Source organism: Xanthomonas sp. 10-10 (assembly GCF_040182365.1).
Classification (GTDB): domain Bacteria; phylum Pseudomonadota; class Gammaproteobacteria; order Xanthomonadales; family Xanthomonadaceae; genus Xanthomonas; species Xanthomonas arboricola_F.
The window spans coordinates 395,024-410,722 of sequence record NZ_CP144460.1 but is presented as its reverse complement, the minus strand read 5'-3'; the positions used below and the strand labels follow the sequence as shown (position 1 = coordinate 410,722).

Genomic DNA, 15,699 nt, shown 5'->3' with positions numbered 1-15,699 from the left:
CGCCAGCTTCCCGTATGCTGCGGCCGGTTCCCCGATTGCAGGATGCTCCGATGACACTCGATTCTCTCGCCGCCGCCGGCGCACTCGCCCGCCGCCTGTTGCTGGCTGCCCTGCTGGCGGTGGCCGCGCCGACCGCGCTGGCGCAGGCGCCCACCGATGCCGACGTCAACCGTCTGCTGGCCGCCTCGCGCGCGCAGACCATGCTGGACACCATGTTGCCGCAGATCGAAGCGATGCAGCAGCAGCAGTTCGCACAGCTCACCGCGCAGCGCCAGCTCGACCCCGACCAGCAGGCGCAGCTGCAACGCATCCAGGAGCGCACCCGCCAGACCGTGCGCAAGGCGCTGTCGTGGTCGGAACTGCGCCCGATGTATGTTGACATCTACAAGCGTTCGTTCTCGCGCGAGGACGTGCTGGCCATGGCCGAGTTCTACGAGAGCTCGGCCGGCCAGAGCCTGCTCGACAAGACCCCCGCCCTGACCCAGAACCTGATGGGCGCCATCCAGCAGAAGATGCTGCCGCTGTTTGCCGATCTGCAGAAGGACCTGGAGAAGATCGTCAACGAGCCGGCTGCGGCGGCGCAGAAGCCCTGAAGGGCGGGGATTCGGGATTCGGGATTCGGGATTGGGGAATCGCAACGCCGTGGCGGCGGTTGCGGTGCGTTGCCGATCAACGCAGTGCATCCACTTTTCCGCTGACCGAAGCAGCCCCGCTCCCGTCGGGAGTGCTGTTGTCCTGAGGGCCCAGTGGCGGGCTTGCCCCCATCCGCCCTTCGGGCACCTTCCCCCGCAAGCGAGGGAAGAAAGCAAGTTGGAAGGCGAGCAGGGAAGGCGGGAACGCGGGAAGGCGAGGAAGGCGAGCAATGAGTGTCACGCCTGAGCCCCTCTCCCGCCTGCGGGAGAGGGGTTGGGGTGAGGGGACGGCTGCGCAGATTTCCTGCAGGCTGAGTGGACGTCCCGATCGCTGAACCAGGCACGCCCCATCACGCCGTCGGCACGACTCCCAACCCCGCCATCTCCCACCCGAACAACGCACAGGCCTTGGCGAATTCCACATCCAGCGGCGCAGTGACGCTGATGCGCCGTCCATCGGCCGGATGCGGAAACCCCAGGCGCTCGGCGTGCAGCAGCATGCGGTGGACGCCGAGCATGCGGAAGCTGCGGTTGTGGCGGCCATCGCCATGGCTGGTGTCGCCGATCATGTGATGCGACAGATGCTTCATGTGTCGGCGAATCTGCCGGAACCGCCCGGTCTGCGGCTGGCAGCGCAGCAATGCATAGCGCGAGGTGGCAAAGCCGGTGGACGGGATCTCCAGCTCGCCGGTGGCCAGGCGCTGGAAGTGGGTCACCGCCGGCTTCTTGACCGGCTTGCCGGGGCCGCCGTCCAGGTCGTGGTCGACGATGAAGCGCTCCTCGGCCGGCCAGCCGCGGCACACGGTCAGATAGTCCTTCTCCAGTTCGCCGGCCATCAAGGCCTTGCCCAGCGCGCTGGCGGCGTCGCGGTCGAACGCCAGCAACAGGCAGCCGCTGGTGGCGCGGTCGAGCCGGTGGACCAGGAAGATCGGCTTGCCCAGCTGCTCGCGCAGGCGGTCGGCCAGAAAGTCGTCCTCCCCGCGCGCCAGCTTGCTGTCGTGGACCATCAGGCCGGCGGGTTTGTCGACGACGGCCAGGACATCGTCCTGGTAGAGAATCTGCAGATGCTTGGGGAATGTGCTCACCGGCGGATTATCCGCATCGCCGACAGCGTATGCCACCGCGTCGCTGCGCCGATCAACCGGTTGAACTGACCCACGGCGGTGGCCAGCCCGCGGATCGCTCACCACAAGCGCCCTCAGTAAGGCGTGCCGTCCTTGTGCCGGTAAGACCACTGCCCGTCTTCAGTGCTGACCAGCATCAGATCGTCGTCCGGGTAGGTGATGCAATCGCCGGCGCTGCGGTCGCCCACTTCCAGATACGTCACCGCCGCCTGGCTACGATTGATCAGGCAATGCGCATCGCCGTCCCCGGCGCGGAATCCGGCGCACATGCCCGGCTGCAGCAGTCGCTCGCCTGCGTTGCTCATCAGGCTCGGCGTACCGCTGACGATGTAGACGAATTCATCCTGCAACGAATGCCCGTGCCGCAACGCCGAGCGTGCACCCGGCGCCAGCGTGGTGAGGTTGACGCCGAAGTTGCGCAGCCCGAACAGGGCACCCAGCGCACGCTTCTGGCGGCCGTCCATCTGCGCAGCGAACACCGGCGGATAGCTGGAACTCTGCGTACGCGGCGGTACATCCAGCGCGGCAATCGGCGCAGCAGGCAGTGCATCGGTTGCGTCGTCGGACATGGCCGAATCCTATCGCCGTAGCCAGGCGACCAGCAGGGCCGCCGACCCGGCGCCGCCGCTGATCCAGCTCCATACCGGCACCGTGCCCAGGTACCAGCCGTCCGGATGCAGGCCATACAACACGGCCGCCACCACCAGCAAGCCGCTGCCGGTGATCGCCGTGACCACGCGGGTCTGCAGCTTGCGCAGGCTGATGTCCAGCGCGCGCAACTCGGCCGAGCGGATGTCGAGCTGATGGCGCCCCTCCACCTGCTGCTTCAACCAGCTGTGCACCAGGCGCGGCATGTCCGGCGCGTGGGTCATGATTTCCGGTAGCCGCTTGCTCAACTCGCCCAGCATCCTGCGTGGGCTGTAGCGCTCGCGCAGGATGCGTTCGAGCACCGGTCGCGCCACCGCCCAGATATCCAGCTTGGGGTCGAGCTGACGGCCCACGCCTTCGATGTTGAGCAAGGTCTTCTGCAGCAGGATCAGCTGCGGCTGCAGGGTCAGTTCATAGCGCTGCGCCACGCGGAACAGCTTGATCAGCACCTGCGCCAGCGAAATCTCCGACAGCGGCCGGGTGAAGTAGGGCTCGCACACCGAGCGCGCAGCCGCTTCCAGTTCGTCGATGCGCACGTTGGACGGCATCCAGCCCGCCTCCACGTGCAGCTCGGCCATGCGGCGGTAATCCTTGTGGAAGATCGCCATGAAGTTCTCGGCCAGGTAGTACTGATCTTCCTGCGAGAGCTGGCCCATGATGCCGAAATCCAGCGCGATGAAGCGCGGATTGAGCCGGCGCTCCGGATCCGAGTCGACCCAGATGTTGCCGGCGTGCGCATCGGCATGGAAGAAGTTGTCGCGGAACACCTGGGTGTAGAACACGCGCACGCCCTTGGCCGCCAGCGCCTTGCGGTCGATGCCGGCGGCATCGAGCTTGACGATATCGTCGGACGGAATGCCGTACACGCGCTCCAGCGTGAGCGCGCGCTCGGCGGTGTGCGACCAGATCACTTCCGGCACGTACAGATCGTCCGAGCCTTCCCAGAACCGGCGCAGCACGCTGGCATTGGCGCCTTCGCGCTGCAGGTCGAGCTCGGCCGACAGCGTGCCTTCGATCTCGGCCACCACTTCGCGCGGGCGGATCTTGTCGGCGCGCGGGTGAGTCCGCTCGACCAGCGTGGCCAGCGAATGCAGCAGCGCGATGTCGGCATCGATCTGGCGCTCGATGTCCGGGCGCAGCACCTTGACCACCACTTCGCGGCGCACGCCATCGGCGTCCGGCGGCAAGGTGGCCGCATGCACCTGCGCAATCGACGCCGAGGCCAGCGGAACGGTGTCGAAGGAGGCAAACGCCACGCTGACCGGCAGGCCGAGCGCGCCTTCCACGATCAGACGCGCGGCCTGCCCATCGAATGGTTTGACCCGGTCCTGCAGCAAGGTGAGTTCTTCGGCCACGTCGGCGGGGATCAGGTCGCGACGGGTCGACAGGATCTGCCCGAACTTGACGAAGATCGGCCCCAGTTCCTGCAACGCCAGCCGCAGCCGCGCACCGCGCGATTGCGCGGCGATCTCGGCGCTGGCACGCGGCACGAACGGCTTGGCCACACGCAGCCAGCGCTCGGCGGCCGTGCCTTGCAGCAAGTCGTCCAGGCGGTAGCGCAGGATCACCCGGCCGATGCGGCTGGCACGCAGGATCGCCTTCATGGCGTGCCTCCGGCGGCGCGCAGGCGAGTGACGCGCGCAGCCAGCCGTTCGACATCGTCGCGCAGCTCGTCCACGTCGTCATGGAAGGCCTCGAGCTCGGCCCGCGGCACCACATCGCGCGATTCCTCGGTGACGAATTCGGCCGCGCTATGCGCCAGATCCGATGCACTGCGACGGGCCTGCTGCAGCGCTGCACGCACCGCGCCGGCAATCTGTACACCCAGGATCTGCCCGAACACCGTCACGAACGGCAGCTGCCAATCCGGGTCGAAGCGCCCGGCCAGTTGCTGCAGCTGGCGCGCAAGCTCCGCGTCGCCGGAGACCTTAAGCCGCCCCGCCGGCGCACCGCTGCGACGCGCATTGGCCAGAAACGGCAGCTGCCCCAGCAGGCCGGCCAGGCTGCTGCGCACCGCCAGATCCGGCTCCTGTGCCTGATCCACCGGGCCGACCAGCAGCCGTCGCTCGTGCACGCGGATCTGCAGCGCAAGTGCGGGCGCGTCCAGGGTCAGGGCGATGCGCTGGCCTTCCAGCGGCAACAGGGCGTCGCGGGTATCCGGGTCCAGCGCCAGGGCGCGATTGAGCGCGGCCTGCAGGGCCTGGCCGGCGAGCGGCTTGAGGGAATTGAAAAGTGATGCGGACATGGGCGCATTCTACCGCCCCCGCATGTCGCAGCTGGCTGACGATGGTGGGGCGCTGCGCGCCGGAGGCTGCTGCGGTGGCCACGGCAGGCGCTTGCCTGGCGGTGGAACGATCGATGCACCGGTCGTCGCCTGGGGTGTCTGGCCCGCTGGCGCTGCACGGCGGCTGACCAGGATGGTGCGCTCGCGGCGCGGTGCGGGCGGCCTGTTGCGCCCATCGCTCCCTGCGCCGATGGGCGCAGCGTCCGCGCACAGTTGCCGCCCGCCCGATCTGCCGGCTTTCTTCGGCCTGCCGGTCACGGGCATGCTGGCGATCTTTTCGAATAGTTGGCAGGAGCAGGCGATGCGCAAGATCCGGGTCGGTCTCATCTTTGGCGGCAAATCCGCCGAGCACGAGGTCTCGCTGCAGTCGGCACGCAACATCCTGGACGCGCTCGACCCGCAGCGCTTCGAGCCGGTACTGATCGGCATCGACAAGCAGGGCCAGTGGCATCTGAGCGCGGCGGAGGGCTTTCTGCACGATGCCGACGACCCGGGCCGGATCGCCCTGCACCGCAGCGGACGCTCGGTGGCGGTGCTACCCGGCGCCGAGCAGGCGCAGCTGCGGCCGGTGGACACCGAGCAGACGCTGGCGCAGATCGATGTGGTGTTCCCGATCGTGCACGGCACCCTGGGCGAAGACGGCTCGCTGCAGGGATTGCTGCGCATGGCCAACCTGCCCTTCGTCGGCTCCGGCGTGCTTGGCTCGGCGGTGGCGATGGACAAGGACATGGCCAAGCGCGTGCTGCGCGATGCCGGCCTGGCGGTGGCACCGTTTGTCTGCTTCAACCGTCACACCGCCGCGCACGCCGATGTGGATGCGTTGATCGCGCAGCTGGGGTTGCCGTTGTTCGTCAAACCGGCCAATCAGGGCTCGTCGGTGGGCGTCAGCCAGGTGCGCAGCGCGGACGCCTTTGCCGCCGCACTCGCCTTGGCGTTGTCCTACGACCACAAGGTGCTGGTGGAAGCGGCCATTGTCGGCCGCGAGATCGAATGCGCGGTGCTGGGAAATGCCACGCCACGGGCCAGCGTGTGCGGCGAAGTGGTGGTGCACGATGCGTTTTATTCGTACGACACCAAATACATCAGCGCGCACGGCGCCGACATCGTGATCCCCGCCGAGCTGGATGCGCAGACGCAGCAGCGCATCCAGCACCTTGCGGTGCAGGCGTATCAAGCGCTGGATTGCGCCGGCATGGCGCGCGTGGATGTGTTCCTGTGTGCGGACGGACGCATCGTGATCAACGAGGTCAATACGCTTCCGGGCTTCACCCGCATCAGCATGTATCCCAAACTCTGGCAGGCAAGCGGGCTGGACTATCGCGGCTTGATCACGCAGTTGATCGAACTGGCATTGCAACGGCATGCGGACGATCAATTGCTGCGCAGCGCGGTAGACACCCGCGCATGAGCGCCTCGCAGCCGCGCGCAGTGCAGGCGCACGACCATGCCGCATTGCTCGCACTCAACAATGCCCATGCCACCGCACTGTCGTTGCTCGATGCCGATGGGCTGGCTGCGTTGTTGCAGCTGGCATGGCATGCCAGCGTGATCCCGCCGGCAGACGGCCTGTTGATCGCACTGGATCAGAGCGCTGACTACGCCAATGCCAACTTTGCGTGGCTATCGAAGCGCTTTGCGCGCTTTGTCTATGTGGACCGCATCGTGATCGGCGTCCATGCGCGTCGACGCGGCCTTGCCGGGCAGCTGTACGCCGACCTCATCCGCAGCGCGCGTGCGGCAGCGCAGCCGCGCCTGGTGTGCGAAGTGAATCTGAGCCCGCCCAATCCGGCATCGCTGGCGTTGCATCGGCAACTGGGATTCATGCCAATCGGCGATGCGATGCTGGCTGGTGGCAAGCAGGTGCAATACCTGGAAAAACTGCTGTGAGGGGCAAAGACCCCACTGAAACACCGCCATAACGCACATGGCCCGCCTCCTTGCGGAGGCGGGCCATGTGAGCACCGATCGGCAGCGCCGCTGCCGTGGCGTATCGCAGCGGGACGTTAGACCTTGCCGCGACGGAACATCGAGATCACTGCCAGGATCAGGAACACCACGAACAGGATCCAGGCAATGTTGGTCGCCGCACCGGCGATACCGCTGAAGCCCAGCACAGCGGCGATGATGGCGATGACGAAGAAGATGATGGCGTAATGCAGCATGGCAATGATTCCAGAAGTTGTCGTGCCGAATCGGCGCAGACGTATCCTGAAGATGTGGCAGTCTTTATCGAGTGATGGCGATGTCGTTGGAAGATGAGGATCGCAGCCGTTGCAGGCCTTCTTCGATACTGATGCGTGGCACGTAGCCGAAGTCGCGACGCGCAGGTTCCATGCTGTACCAATGCGGCGTGCACAACTGTTCTACCAGAAAACGCGTCAGCGGCACTTCGCCAGGCAGACGCAACAGTGGCCACATGGTCTCGCAGATTGCACCGATTGTGTACGCCGTCTTGAACGACAGCGAACGCGTCACCGCCGGTGCGTCCACTGCCGCAAGCAGGCGATTGAGCAACTCGCGCATCGGCAACGGTTCGCCGTTGGAAATGAAGTACGCCTTGCCCGCGCAGGCAGCGCCCGGCGCAAGATGGTCGAACGCATCGAAATGCGCTTGTGCGGCGTTGTCGATGTACGTGCTGTCCACCAGGTTGCTGCCATCGCCCACCATGCGCAGGCGACCGGCGCGCGCGCGTGCCGCCAGCCGCGGCAACAGATGATTGTCGCCCGGCCCCCAGATCAGCCGCGGACGCAATGCCACCGTGGCCAGCTGCGCATCGTTGGCTGCCAGCACCGCACGCTCGGCGATCGCCTTGGTCGCCGCATACGCGGCGCGCAGGTCTTCGCCATATGGCACCTCATCGGCGCCCAGGCCCTCCACCGGGTTGGTGGCGCGGTGGGTGACGCTGGGTGTGGAGGTGTAGATCAGCCGCGGCACGCCATTGGCGCGGCATGCGTCGAGCACGTTCTGCGTGCCCACCACATTGGCCTGGTGATAGCTGTCGTAGCTGCCCCATGCACCGGCCTTGGCGGCGTTGTGGAAGACCGCATCGATGCCGGCGAAGGCATGCCGCACCGCTTGCGGGTCGGCCAGGTCGCCACGGATCTGGCCCACGCCCAACGTCTGCAACACCGGGTAATCGCCGCGTTGAAAACTCACCACCTCGTGCCCGCGCGCGCGCAAGCCGCGGCACAACGCCTGGCCAAGAAATCCACCACCGCCGGTCACCAGAATCTTCATCGCTTTGCACCGATCACAAGAGGAAACACGGAAGAACCACTAAGCTGCGCGCACCGCTGCATGTGCTTACGCACGCTGTTGCGCCGCCCAGACCGCCAGTTTTTCGCGGCCGATCTTGGCGTTGTGGCGGATGTCGACCGGGAAACCGGGATGCCGCAGGAAACGTGCGATACCGGCGGTATGCGGATGCGCGGCGCCCAGCGCACGCAATGCGGTTTGCACGTCCGCGAAGGCCGATACCGATACGCCAGGCTGCAACTCCACGCACAGCACCGGTTGCTGTTGTCCGGCTGCGCCTACACCGACCAGCGCGGTGCGCCGCACCTGGGGATGCACGTTGAACACCGGCTCCACCTGCTCGGTGTACAGCGGGCCTCTGGCCGTTTCCACGCGATGGGTCTTGCGCCCGCAGAACCACAAGCGTCCTTCTGCATCGAAATAGCCCACATCGCCCATGCGGTGCACGATGCGTTCGCTGCCATCGTCGCTGCGCTCGCGGATCTTGGCGATGCGGGTGGCCGCATCGCGATTGAAATAGGTATCGGTGGTGGTCGGGCCGGCGACGGTGATCTCGCCGACTTCGCCCATGGCCAGCACGCGTGCGCCGCTCCAATCGGCAATGGCCGCATCGTCGATGGCGATGATGCGCACCTCATTGGGCGCGACCACCTGTCCCACACAGGTTCCGGCACCGGCTTCGGTGGCAGCGCGCGTTGCGTCCAGGGTGCGGCCTTCGATTGCCGCCACCGGCAGGCATTCGGTGGCGCCATACGGCGTCCAGAATTGCGCATCCGCCGGCAGCAGCGCGCGGATGGTGGCCACCACATCCGGCGGCACCGGTGCGCCTGCCGACGTCGCCAGGCGCACCTTGGGCAGCGGCTGCCCGTAGTCGGCCAGCACGCGCATCAATGCCGGCGAACCGAACAATTGCGTCACTCCGAAGCGGTTGAGTGCATCGTGCAGCTTGCGCGGGTCGGCAGTGGCCGGGCGGGTCGGATCCATGTCCGGAATCACCGAGGTCAGCCCCAAAGCAGGATCGAACAAGGCAAACGGCGGGAACGTCGGCAGATCCACGCCACCCGGCTGCATGCCGAAGGCATTGCGCAGCAACTCGATCTGGCCGACGAAATGCCGGTGTCGGTAAACCACGCCCTTGGGCACGCCGGTGGAGCCGCTGGTGAACAGGATGGCGGCCACATCGTCCGGCCCGGTGTTGGCCAGCTGACTGCCGGCGCCGGCGCCATCGCGCTCCACGCGCGCCAGTGTCACCCCGCCCCACCCGTAACGGCCACCGACGCTGACGATCTGCTTTGCAGAGCGCGCCCAGCGCAGCAGACGACGCGCCAACTGCGCAAGCGGAATGCCGATGAACGCCTGCGGCTGCGCCTCGTCCAGACACTGTTTGAGCGCGCGCTTGTCGATGCCCGGATCGACCAGCACCGGCACCGCACCGGCCTTGAACAAGGCAAACATCAGCAGGAAGAATTCCGGCGACGGCCGCACCATCACCACCGCGCGCGCGCCACGGCCGATGCCGTGCAGCGCCAGGCCGGCGGCGATCGCATCGCTGCGTGCATCCAGTTCGGCATAGCTCAAGGTCACGTCGTAGGCGGCAAACCCATTGGCGGCGCGGCGGCCGGGGCAGCGAATGGCGATCTGATCGGGGCGCTCGCGCGCCAGCTGCGGCAAGGTGGCCGCGATATTGCAGAGAGTGGTCATCGCCGTATTATCACCCATGCACTCACGGTGCTGGCCGCTTGTGCGCAGGGCGCGCCTGCACCCGCGGCGGATGCGCGCCGTGGTCGGGGCACGCGCCCGTCCGATGCCGACGCATGAATCGCTTAGCGGCGGCGGCCGCATGCCTCTTGTATCGCAGCACGGTTCGGTCAGAATGCCGCGCTCCCCACGCGATTTCGCCGCGCCAGGCCCGGCATTCCATGGCACACCCCTGCCTTACCTGCGGCGCTTGCTGCGCCTATTTCCGCGTCAGTTTCCACTGGAGCGAAGCCGATCCCGCATTGGGCGGCAGGGTACCGATCGAACTGACCGACTCCTTGCGCACGCACGAGCGCGTGATGCGCGGCACCTCGCAATCGCAACCGCGCTGCATCGCCCTGGATGCCGACATCGGCCGCTATAGCCGCTGCAGCATCCACGACCGCCGCCCGTCCTCCTGCGCCGCCGTGCCGGCGTCGCTGGAATTCGGCCAGCGCAGTGCGCAATGCGACAAGTCGCGCCTGGCGCATGGTCTGCATGCGCTGACGCAGGACGATTGGATCGGCGTGGACGATGCGCAGCGCAATCCGCTGCCAGTGCCGTGACCGGACCTGGCTGCTGACGCATACGCCATCGGCGCATTGATCGGTGTCGGACGCCTCGCTTACAGCGGATGCGTATCCAGGAACGTGCGAATCGCCGGCACCAGCACCTCGTGCTTGTCTTCCAGCACGTAGTGATTGGCATCGTCGAACGCGGTCACCTCGGCGTTCGGCAATGCCTGGCGAAAACCGGCCAGGAAGTGCTTGTCGAAGCAGATGTCGCGCAGGCCCCAGGCGATGAACGCGGGGCGGTCGGCAAACGACGGCAAGGCCTGTGCGGAGCGCTCCAGCAACGACCAGCCCTTGTCGGCCGGCGACAGCGGAATGTCCTGCATGAAACGGATCGTGGAGATGCGATTGCGCCAGGTGTCGTAGGGCGCGACATAGGCGCGGCGCACGGCCGAGGGCATGCGCCGCGACACGCCAAACCATGAAGCACCGGACGAAAACGCATTGAAGGTGCGGATGAACCATTCGCCTGGCCGCCAATGCCGACCCATCGCGATCTGCCACGGCATCGGTTTCTCCGGCGGCAACGGGAAGGCGGCGGTGTTGGTGATCACCAGGCGCTTGACCTGCGCGTGATGCGACAACGCCCAGCCGAACCCGATCATGCCGCCCCAATCGTGCACGGCCAGCGTGATCGACCCAGTGATGCCCAGATGCCGCAGCAAGGTATCCAGATCGTCCACGCGCGATTGCAAGGTGTAGTCGTAGCGCGGCTGCGCGTCGGGCGCATCGTCCGGCTTGTCGGACAGCCCCATGCCGATATGGTCCGGCACGATGCAGCGGTAGCGATCGGAAAGACCGCTGACCAGATGCCGCCACAAATAGCTCCACGACGGATTGCCGTGCAGCATCACGACCACCTCGCCATCGCGCGGACCTTCGTCCAGATACGACATCGCAATGCCGGGACGCACCTCAAGGCGCTGGGGAGTGAAGGGATAGCCGGGGTAGTTCATGGATCTCTCTATTTGCTAAAGCTTTGACTGGGTGTGTCTGGCAAGTCGCCAGCTACATCGCCACGACAGTATCGAAAATACGCCAGGTGTCTCCGCATCGTCGGCAACGGCCGTGCGCAAGCCGATCGCTCACAGCGGCTGCGCTCCTTCGCTGAGGATGTCGAGATAGGCGTGGTAGGCAAAAATACGATGCCGCTGCTGGCCGGTGAGTTCGTTGACGATTTCCAGCTCCTGCAGGGTGCGTACCGCAGCACGGATGGTAGGCGCGCTCAATGACAGGGTGGGCGCCACTTGCGGCACCGCCAACACCACGCGCCGCGCGAACTGCTCAAACACCAGGCCGACGTTGCCTGCTCGCTGGCCCAAAGCGGCAATGCGGGCCCGATCACGTGCCAACAGTGCCAGCAGGCGCTGCGCGGTGTCGACGGCTTGTTGCGCGGTCTCTGCCACACCATCCAGAAAGAAGCCCAGCCATCCTTCCCAATCACCGTTGAGTCGCACCGCATTGAGGCGATCGTAGTAATCGGCACGACGGCGCTTGAAATACAGGCTCAGATACAGGCTGGGCTCCCGCAGCACGCCTTCGCTGCACAGGATCAAGGTAATCAACAGCCGTCCCAGGCGCCCATTGCCATCGCTGAAGGGATGGATGGTTTCGAACTGCACATGGGCAAGCGCCGCCTTCACCAACGGCGGCATCTGCCCCTGCGGCGCATGCAGAAACTGTTCGAGTGCCGACAGCGCGTCGGGCAATGCATCTGGCGGTGGCGGAACAAAGTGTGCAAGTGCAGGCGAGGCCCCGCCTACCCACACCTGGCTCCGGCGAAATTCACCTGGCTGCTTGCCGGCTCCACGCCCGCCCTGCAGCAACAGCGCATGCATCTCGCGGATCAAACGCAGCGACAGCGGGAAATCGTCCTTGCGCAGGCGCCGCAAACCATGGTTGAGGGCCGCGACATAGTTGGACACTTCTTCGACATCGTCGACAGGCACGCCCGGTGCCGCATCCATCTCGAACAGCAACAGGTCCGAGAGCGATGACTGGGTTCCTTCGATCTGGGACGACAGCAAGGCTTCCTTGCGGATGTACTGATAGAGAAACACTTCCGGGTCCGGCAGCATCAGCGTGATGCCGTCCAGTCGCCCTAGTGCCTGGTCGGCGCGCTCTTTGCGCGCCACCAGTTCAGCCTGTGCGAAATCCAGTGCCGGCACTGCCGGCAACGGATCAGGGACGAATGCCTGGTAACGGCTCCCTGCGAGAGCGCCAGCAACATAGTGTCCGGTGATGCGCTGAGCCATCGTCTTTCCTTACAGACTGCAGCTGTTCCTGCAAGGAAACTTAGATACCACTTTTTTACCTAAGCAGCGATCTTGCCCGGCGTGCAAGAGCATCGGCCGGCCACTATCACACGCCTTACCAGACCACTTCCGCCATCGAGCAGTTCAGGCCAGAACCAATCCCCATCAGCGCGATCCGGTCGCCCTTCTTCAAGCGGCCGAGCTCCTTGAGTTTGCTCAGCACGATCGGCACCGAAGCCGGGCCGATGTTGCCGTGTTCGCCGAAGATGGTCATGACCTTGGCCGGGTCGATGCCGAACGACTTCACGAACGAGGCGGTGTGCGGGCGGCTGACCTGGTGGATGACGAACTGGTCCAGCTCGTCCACCGCCCAGCCCATCGCCTGCTTGGCCGCCAGGAAGGTCTTCTGCGCCAGCTTGATGCCTTCGATCAGCAGCAGGCGGGTGTCGGTGACCATGCGGTCCAGGTTGCCGCGGCACAGCTTGTTCCACTCGGTGGCCGAACGGGTCACGCCGCCCTTGTAGCGCGGCGCGTCGGGCACCAGCTCGGTGCGCGCCATGACCATGGCCGCGGCACCGCAGCCCAGGGTCAGCGCAGCGAGTTCATTGCGGAATTCTTCTTCGGTGACGTCGGGCGAGGTCATGCGCTCGAGGGTCTTCTCGTACACCAGGTTGGCGGTCTCGCCGTCGACGACCAGCGCATAGTCGATCTCGCCACGCTCGAGCATGCGCGCGGCGATGTCCATGCCGTTGATGAAGGCAAGGCAGGCGTTGGCGACGTCGAAGGTGACGCAGTGGTCGCCGACCCCGAGGTTGCCGGACACGATGGAGGCGGTGGACGGCTCCAGGTAGTCGCGGCTCACTGAGGTGTTGACCAGCAGGCCGATCTTCTCGATACCGATGCCGGCGTCGAGCAGTGCCTTGCGCGCAGCCTGGGTGGCAGCGTCCGAGGCCTGGACATCCTGGTCCCACAAGCGCCGTGCATGGATGCCGGCAACGTCGCCCAACACGTCGGTCTTGATTCCGAGGCGGTCGTAGGTCGGTTGCAGGCGCTCGTTGATTTCCTTGGAAGTCAGCGTGTGCGGCGCATCAATATGCGCCAGTCCCGCGATGGAGACATTCTGGAAGAGCATCGAAGTAGCGCCATGGCGTCAGGCGAGGGGGCGCTAGTCTAGCTGCTGGCTGGTTTTACCGCATCTTTACATTTGAATGGCCGCCGCCCCAGCCCAACGGTTCAGCGCGGCGGGCAGCGGAAGGCGTTGAAGCGCTGGCTTCCGTCGGCCGGTTGGCCTTGTGCCTGCACGGCATTGGCATTGGCACCCGGGGCCTCGTTGCGCGCCAGCGTTTCCAGCTCCTCCTGCACGCGCAGCGGGTTGCGGTTGTAGAAGCCGACCTTGCTCTTGACCGACACCACCACCTCGCCCTGCTGCTGACAGCCAGCCGGCACAGGGCCTGCGGGCAATACCTGCACGCTCTTGCCGCTTTGTTCGATCGGCACCCAGGTGCACGCCGCGGTGGTGGTGGCAACCAGAACAGACAGCATCAGCACGCGCATAAGTCATCCACACCGAAGGGTAAAGCCGGATTGTGCCGCAGTTGCCCGGCAGCCAAACGCGTGCACGGCATTGTCCATACGCCTCATTCAGCACAGCGCAACCGCCACTCAATCGCCCGATGCAAGCGGCGCTGGATGCCGTCCGGTGCCTGTCGCTGCGTCCGGGTGTCCGGACGCGGACACTGGTTGATTCTGAAAAATTCTTTAAAAACAACACATTAAAGATGGCACGCGGCTTGCTGCAGTCACGTGGCCATCGAAGCGCATGACGCAAAGCTGACTGCCTGCTGAACAAGTGAAGAAAAGTTCCGAAAGTTCTTGCGAATACCGAAACGGTGTACTACCTTACTACCACACCACTGATCACCCACACCAAGAGACCTCGCCATGAAGACCCAGACCCTGCGCATCGCCCTCTCCGCCGCCCTCCTGGCCGGCACCAGCTTCGCCGGTTTTGCCCAGGCCTCCAGCCTGACCACGCTGGAGGCGGTGCAGGTGCGCCCATCTGCCGACCAGATCGCCCAACAGACGCTGGAACGCAGCAGCGACATCCGTACCCTGGCCGCCGTCCAGGTGCGCCCGTCCGCCGAACAGCTGGCTGCCCTGGCCGCCGAACAGGCTGGTCCGCGCGTGATCACCCTGGCTGCAGTGCAGGTGCGTCCGTCGGCCGAACAGCGCGCCGGGTTGGTGGTCCGCAGCAGCGCCGCCACCGCCCAGAGCGCCTCCGGCCAGGCCGCTGCCGCCATCGGTGCGCTGATGGGCCAGGTCATGGTCAATCTGCCGGTGCCGCAGCTGCAGCCGTCGCCGGCGGAGCTGGAAGCCCTGGTCAGCGCAGCCGTCCGCCTCTAAGCCTGCGCGCAGCTACACTTGCGCGCATGCCAGCACCCGTCCTCGATGTCATCCTGTTCCAACCGGAAATTCCGCCCAACACGGGCAATGTGATTCGCTTGTGCGCCAACACCGGCGCGCGCCTGCACCTGATCGAGCCACTGGGCTTTGACCTCAGCGACAAGCAGCTCAAGCGCGCCGGCCTGGACTACCACGAATACGCAACCCTGCAAGTGCACGCCGATCTGCCTGCTGCATTGGCTGCCATCGCGCCCACGCGCGTGTTTGCGCTGAGTACGCGCAGCACGGTGCGCTACGACACACCGCAATTCGCCGATGGCGATGCGTTCTTGTTTGGCCCGGAAACCCGCGGCCTGCCGGCCGAGGTGCTGGAGTCGATCCCGCCGCAGCATCGTCTGCGCCTGCCGATGCGCCCGGACAACCGCAGCCTCAACCTGTCCAACACCGTTGCTGTGATGGTGTTCGAAGCCTGGCGGCAGTGGAACTTCGCCGGCGGTCAGTAACCGCGACGCAGCACCATCGCCCACAACTGCGGCTCCGCTCCCGGCAGTGGGGATGGACCGCCGTAGGTTCGGTTCTTGAGCCGGATCCGCAGAGGTCTAACCCAGCCGTTGACCAGGCCTGATCGGACGCCAGACACCCGGCACGGCCCACCTCCCACGGCACGCTCTGCTTGCCGTGTTGCCTGCATGCGCACTGCGCGTGCTGCGTGCTGCGTGCTGCGTGCTGCGTGCTGCGTGCTGCGTGCTTGCATCAAGGCTTGCGCCCCCGCCTGTCCAGCGCCAGGCC

At 65.9% G+C, this 15,699-nt stretch carries 17 protein-coding genes; 6 read left to right on the top strand and 11 right to left on the bottom strand.

Features of this window, described 5'->3' with window-relative positions; genetic code table 11:
• Window positions 1–14: 14 nt before the first annotated feature.
• On the top strand, window positions 15–593 hold the full coding sequence (locus tag VZ068_RS01675) for a DUF2059 domain-containing protein (RefSeq protein ID WP_259166924.1): 579 nt from the start codon (window positions 15–17) through the stop codon (window positions 591–593).
• 389 nt (window positions 594–982) lie between these two features.
• Here VZ068_RS01675 and VZ068_RS01670 read toward each other — a convergent pair whose 3' ends face one another.
• Genes VZ068_RS01670 through VZ068_RS01655 form a run of 4 tightly spaced genes read right to left on the bottom strand, consistent with a single transcriptional unit; the run spans window position 983 to window position 4,649 of the window.
• Complete coding sequence (locus VZ068_RS01670; RefSeq protein ID WP_349656691.1) at window positions 983–1,819, bottom strand: pseudouridine synthase; 837 nt, start codon at window positions 1,817–1,819, stop codon at window positions 983–985.
• 11 nt (window positions 1,820–1,830) lie between these two features.
• Entirely contained in the window at window positions 1,831–2,325 is a 495-nt protein-coding gene (locus tag VZ068_RS01665; protein ID WP_259166922.1) for a cupin domain-containing protein, read from the bottom strand.
• A gap of 9 nt (window positions 2,326–2,334) precedes the next feature.
• The gene (ubiB, locus tag VZ068_RS01660) at window positions 2,335–4,008 is read right to left on the bottom strand and encodes a ubiquinone biosynthesis regulatory protein kinase UbiB (protein WP_259166921.1); all 1,674 of its coding nucleotides are present in this window, start codon (window positions 4,006–4,008) and stop codon (window positions 2,335–2,337) included.
• Entirely contained in the window at window positions 4,005–4,649 is a 645-nt protein-coding gene (locus VZ068_RS01655; protein ID WP_349656690.1) for an SCP2 sterol-binding domain-containing protein, read from the bottom strand. Before VZ068_RS01655 ends, ubiB begins: the two co-directional genes overlap by 4 nt.
• Before the next feature lie 340 nt (window positions 4,650–4,989).
• On the opposite strand from VZ068_RS01655, the gene ddlA reads away from it, so the two are divergent.
• Complete coding sequence (gene ddlA, locus VZ068_RS01650) at window positions 4,990–6,096, top strand: D-alanine--D-alanine ligase (RefSeq protein WP_349656689.1); 1,107 nt, start codon at window positions 4,990–4,992, stop codon at window positions 6,094–6,096.
• Complete coding sequence (locus VZ068_RS01645; protein WP_349656688.1) at window positions 6,093–6,575, top strand: GNAT family N-acetyltransferase; 483 nt, start codon at window positions 6,093–6,095, stop codon at window positions 6,573–6,575. The genes ddlA and VZ068_RS01645 overlap by 4 nt, the downstream gene beginning before the upstream one ends.
• A gap of 116 nt (window positions 6,576–6,691) precedes the next feature.
• On the opposite strand, the gene VZ068_RS01640 is transcribed toward VZ068_RS01645, so the two are convergent.
• The 3 genes from VZ068_RS01640 to oleC form a co-directional block, all read right to left on the bottom strand.
• The gene (locus tag VZ068_RS01640) at window positions 6,692–6,850 is read right to left on the bottom strand and encodes a DUF1328 domain-containing protein (protein ID WP_003468167.1); all 159 of its coding nucleotides are present in this window, start codon (window positions 6,848–6,850) and stop codon (window positions 6,692–6,694) included.
• A 64-nt stretch (window positions 6,851–6,914) separates the two neighbouring features.
• A complete protein-coding gene (gene oleD, locus VZ068_RS01635) occupies window positions 6,915–7,925 on the bottom strand; it encodes a 2-alkyl-3-oxoalkanoate reductase (protein ID WP_259159505.1) in 1,011 nt (336 codons plus the stop codon).
• Between the two features lie 66 nt (window positions 7,926–7,991).
• Window positions 7,992–9,644 carry an olefin beta-lactone synthetase gene (gene oleC, locus VZ068_RS01630; protein ID WP_349656687.1) on the bottom strand — a complete coding sequence of 551 codons (1,653 nt, stop codon included), beginning with the start codon at window positions 9,642–9,644 and terminating at the stop codon, window positions 7,992–7,994.
• A 218-nt stretch (window positions 9,645–9,862) separates the two neighbouring features.
• On the opposite strand from oleC, the gene VZ068_RS01625 reads away from it, so the two are divergent.
• Window positions 9,863–10,246 carry a YkgJ family cysteine cluster protein gene (locus tag VZ068_RS01625; protein ID WP_259159507.1) on the top strand — a complete coding sequence of 128 codons (384 nt, stop codon included), beginning with the start codon at window positions 9,863–9,865 and terminating at the stop codon, window positions 10,244–10,246.
• Between the two features lie 59 nt (window positions 10,247–10,305).
• On the opposite strand, the gene VZ068_RS01620 is transcribed toward VZ068_RS01625, so the two are convergent.
• From VZ068_RS01620 to VZ068_RS01605, 4 genes are all read right to left on the bottom strand, one after another.
• Window positions 10,306–11,208: an alpha/beta fold hydrolase gene (locus tag VZ068_RS01620; RefSeq protein WP_349656686.1), complete on the bottom strand. Its 903-nt coding sequence runs from the start codon at window positions 11,206–11,208 to the stop codon at window positions 10,306–10,308.
• 129 nt (window positions 11,209–11,337) lie between these two features.
• On the bottom strand, window positions 11,338–12,507 hold the full coding sequence (locus VZ068_RS01615) for a Fic family protein (RefSeq protein WP_349656685.1): 1,170 nt from the start codon (window positions 12,505–12,507) through the stop codon (window positions 11,338–11,340).
• Window positions 12,508–12,622: 115 nt separating this feature from the next.
• The gene (locus VZ068_RS01610; RefSeq protein ID WP_039814176.1) at window positions 12,623–13,639 is read right to left on the bottom strand and encodes a 3-oxoacyl-ACP synthase III; all 1,017 of its coding nucleotides are present in this window, start codon (window positions 13,637–13,639) and stop codon (window positions 12,623–12,625) included.
• A 101-nt stretch (window positions 13,640–13,740) separates the two neighbouring features.
• Window positions 13,741–14,061 (bottom strand): DUF4156 domain-containing protein, encoded by a 321-nt coding sequence (locus VZ068_RS01605; protein WP_104611858.1) that lies wholly within the window; start codon window positions 14,059–14,061, stop codon window positions 13,741–13,743.
• Window positions 14,062–14,448: 387 nt separating this feature from the next.
• Here VZ068_RS01605 and VZ068_RS01600 point away from each other — a divergent pair, with 387 nt between their 5' ends.
• Window positions 14,449–14,910, top strand: coding sequence for a hypothetical protein (locus VZ068_RS01600; protein WP_349656684.1), 462 nt, complete (start codon window positions 14,449–14,451; stop codon window positions 14,908–14,910).
• A gap of 26 nt (window positions 14,911–14,936) precedes the next feature.
• The gene (locus tag VZ068_RS01595; protein ID WP_259159512.1) at window positions 14,937–15,413 is read left to right on the top strand and encodes a tRNA (cytidine(34)-2'-O)-methyltransferase; all 477 of its coding nucleotides are present in this window, start codon (window positions 14,937–14,939) and stop codon (window positions 15,411–15,413) included.
• The last annotated feature ends 286 nt before the right edge of the window (window positions 15,414–15,699 follow it).

What these genes read in the sequence shown, in the direction of transcription:
- VZ068_RS01675 (WP_259166924.1), top strand. Translation starts at nt 15, where the DNA reads ATGCTGCGGCCGGTTCCCCGATTGCAGGATGCTCCGATGACACTCGAT.
- VZ068_RS01665 (WP_259166922.1), bottom strand. Translation starts at nt 2,325, where the DNA reads ATGTCCGACGACGCAACCGATGCACTGCCTGCTGCGCCGATTGCCGCG.
- ubiB (WP_259166921.1), bottom strand. Translation starts at nt 4,008, where the DNA reads ATGAAGGCGATCCTGCGTGCCAGCCGCATCGGCCGGGTGATCCTGCGC.
- VZ068_RS01655 (WP_349656690.1), bottom strand. Translation starts at nt 4,649, where the DNA reads ATGTCCGCATCACTTTTCAATTCCCTCAAGCCGCTCGCCGGCCAGGCC.
- ddlA (WP_349656689.1), top strand. Translation starts at nt 4,990, where the DNA reads ATGCGCAAGATCCGGGTCGGTCTCATCTTTGGCGGCAAATCCGCCGAG.
- VZ068_RS01645 (WP_349656688.1), top strand. Translation starts at nt 6,093, where the DNA reads ATGAGCGCCTCGCAGCCGCGCGCAGTGCAGGCGCACGACCATGCCGCA.
- VZ068_RS01640 (WP_003468167.1), bottom strand. Translation starts at nt 6,850, where the DNA reads ATGCTGCATTACGCCATCATCTTCTTCGTCATCGCCATCATCGCCGCT.
- oleD (WP_259159505.1), bottom strand. Translation starts at nt 7,925, where the DNA reads ATGAAGATTCTGGTGACCGGCGGTGGTGGATTTCTTGGCCAGGCGTTG.
- oleC (WP_349656687.1), bottom strand. Translation starts at nt 9,644, where the DNA reads ATGACCACTCTCTGCAATATCGCGGCCACCTTGCCGCAGCTGGCGCGC.
- VZ068_RS01625 (WP_259159507.1), top strand. Translation starts at nt 9,863, where the DNA reads ATGGCACACCCCTGCCTTACCTGCGGCGCTTGCTGCGCCTATTTCCGC.
- VZ068_RS01620 (WP_349656686.1), bottom strand. Translation starts at nt 11,208, where the DNA reads ATGAACTACCCCGGCTATCCCTTCACTCCCCAGCGCCTTGAGGTGCGT.
- VZ068_RS01615 (WP_349656685.1), bottom strand. Translation starts at nt 12,507, where the DNA reads ATGGCTCAGCGCATCACCGGACACTATGTTGCTGGCGCTCTCGCAGGG.
- VZ068_RS01610 (WP_039814176.1), bottom strand. Translation starts at nt 13,639, where the DNA reads ATGCTCTTCCAGAATGTCTCCATCGCGGGACTGGCGCATATTGATGCG.
- VZ068_RS01605 (WP_104611858.1), bottom strand. Translation starts at nt 14,061, where the DNA reads ATGCGCGTGCTGATGCTGTCTGTTCTGGTTGCCACCACCACCGCGGCG.
- VZ068_RS01600 (WP_349656684.1), top strand. Translation starts at nt 14,449, where the DNA reads ATGAAGACCCAGACCCTGCGCATCGCCCTCTCCGCCGCCCTCCTGGCC.
- VZ068_RS01595 (WP_259159512.1), top strand. Translation starts at nt 14,937, where the DNA reads ATGCCAGCACCCGTCCTCGATGTCATCCTGTTCCAACCGGAAATTCCG.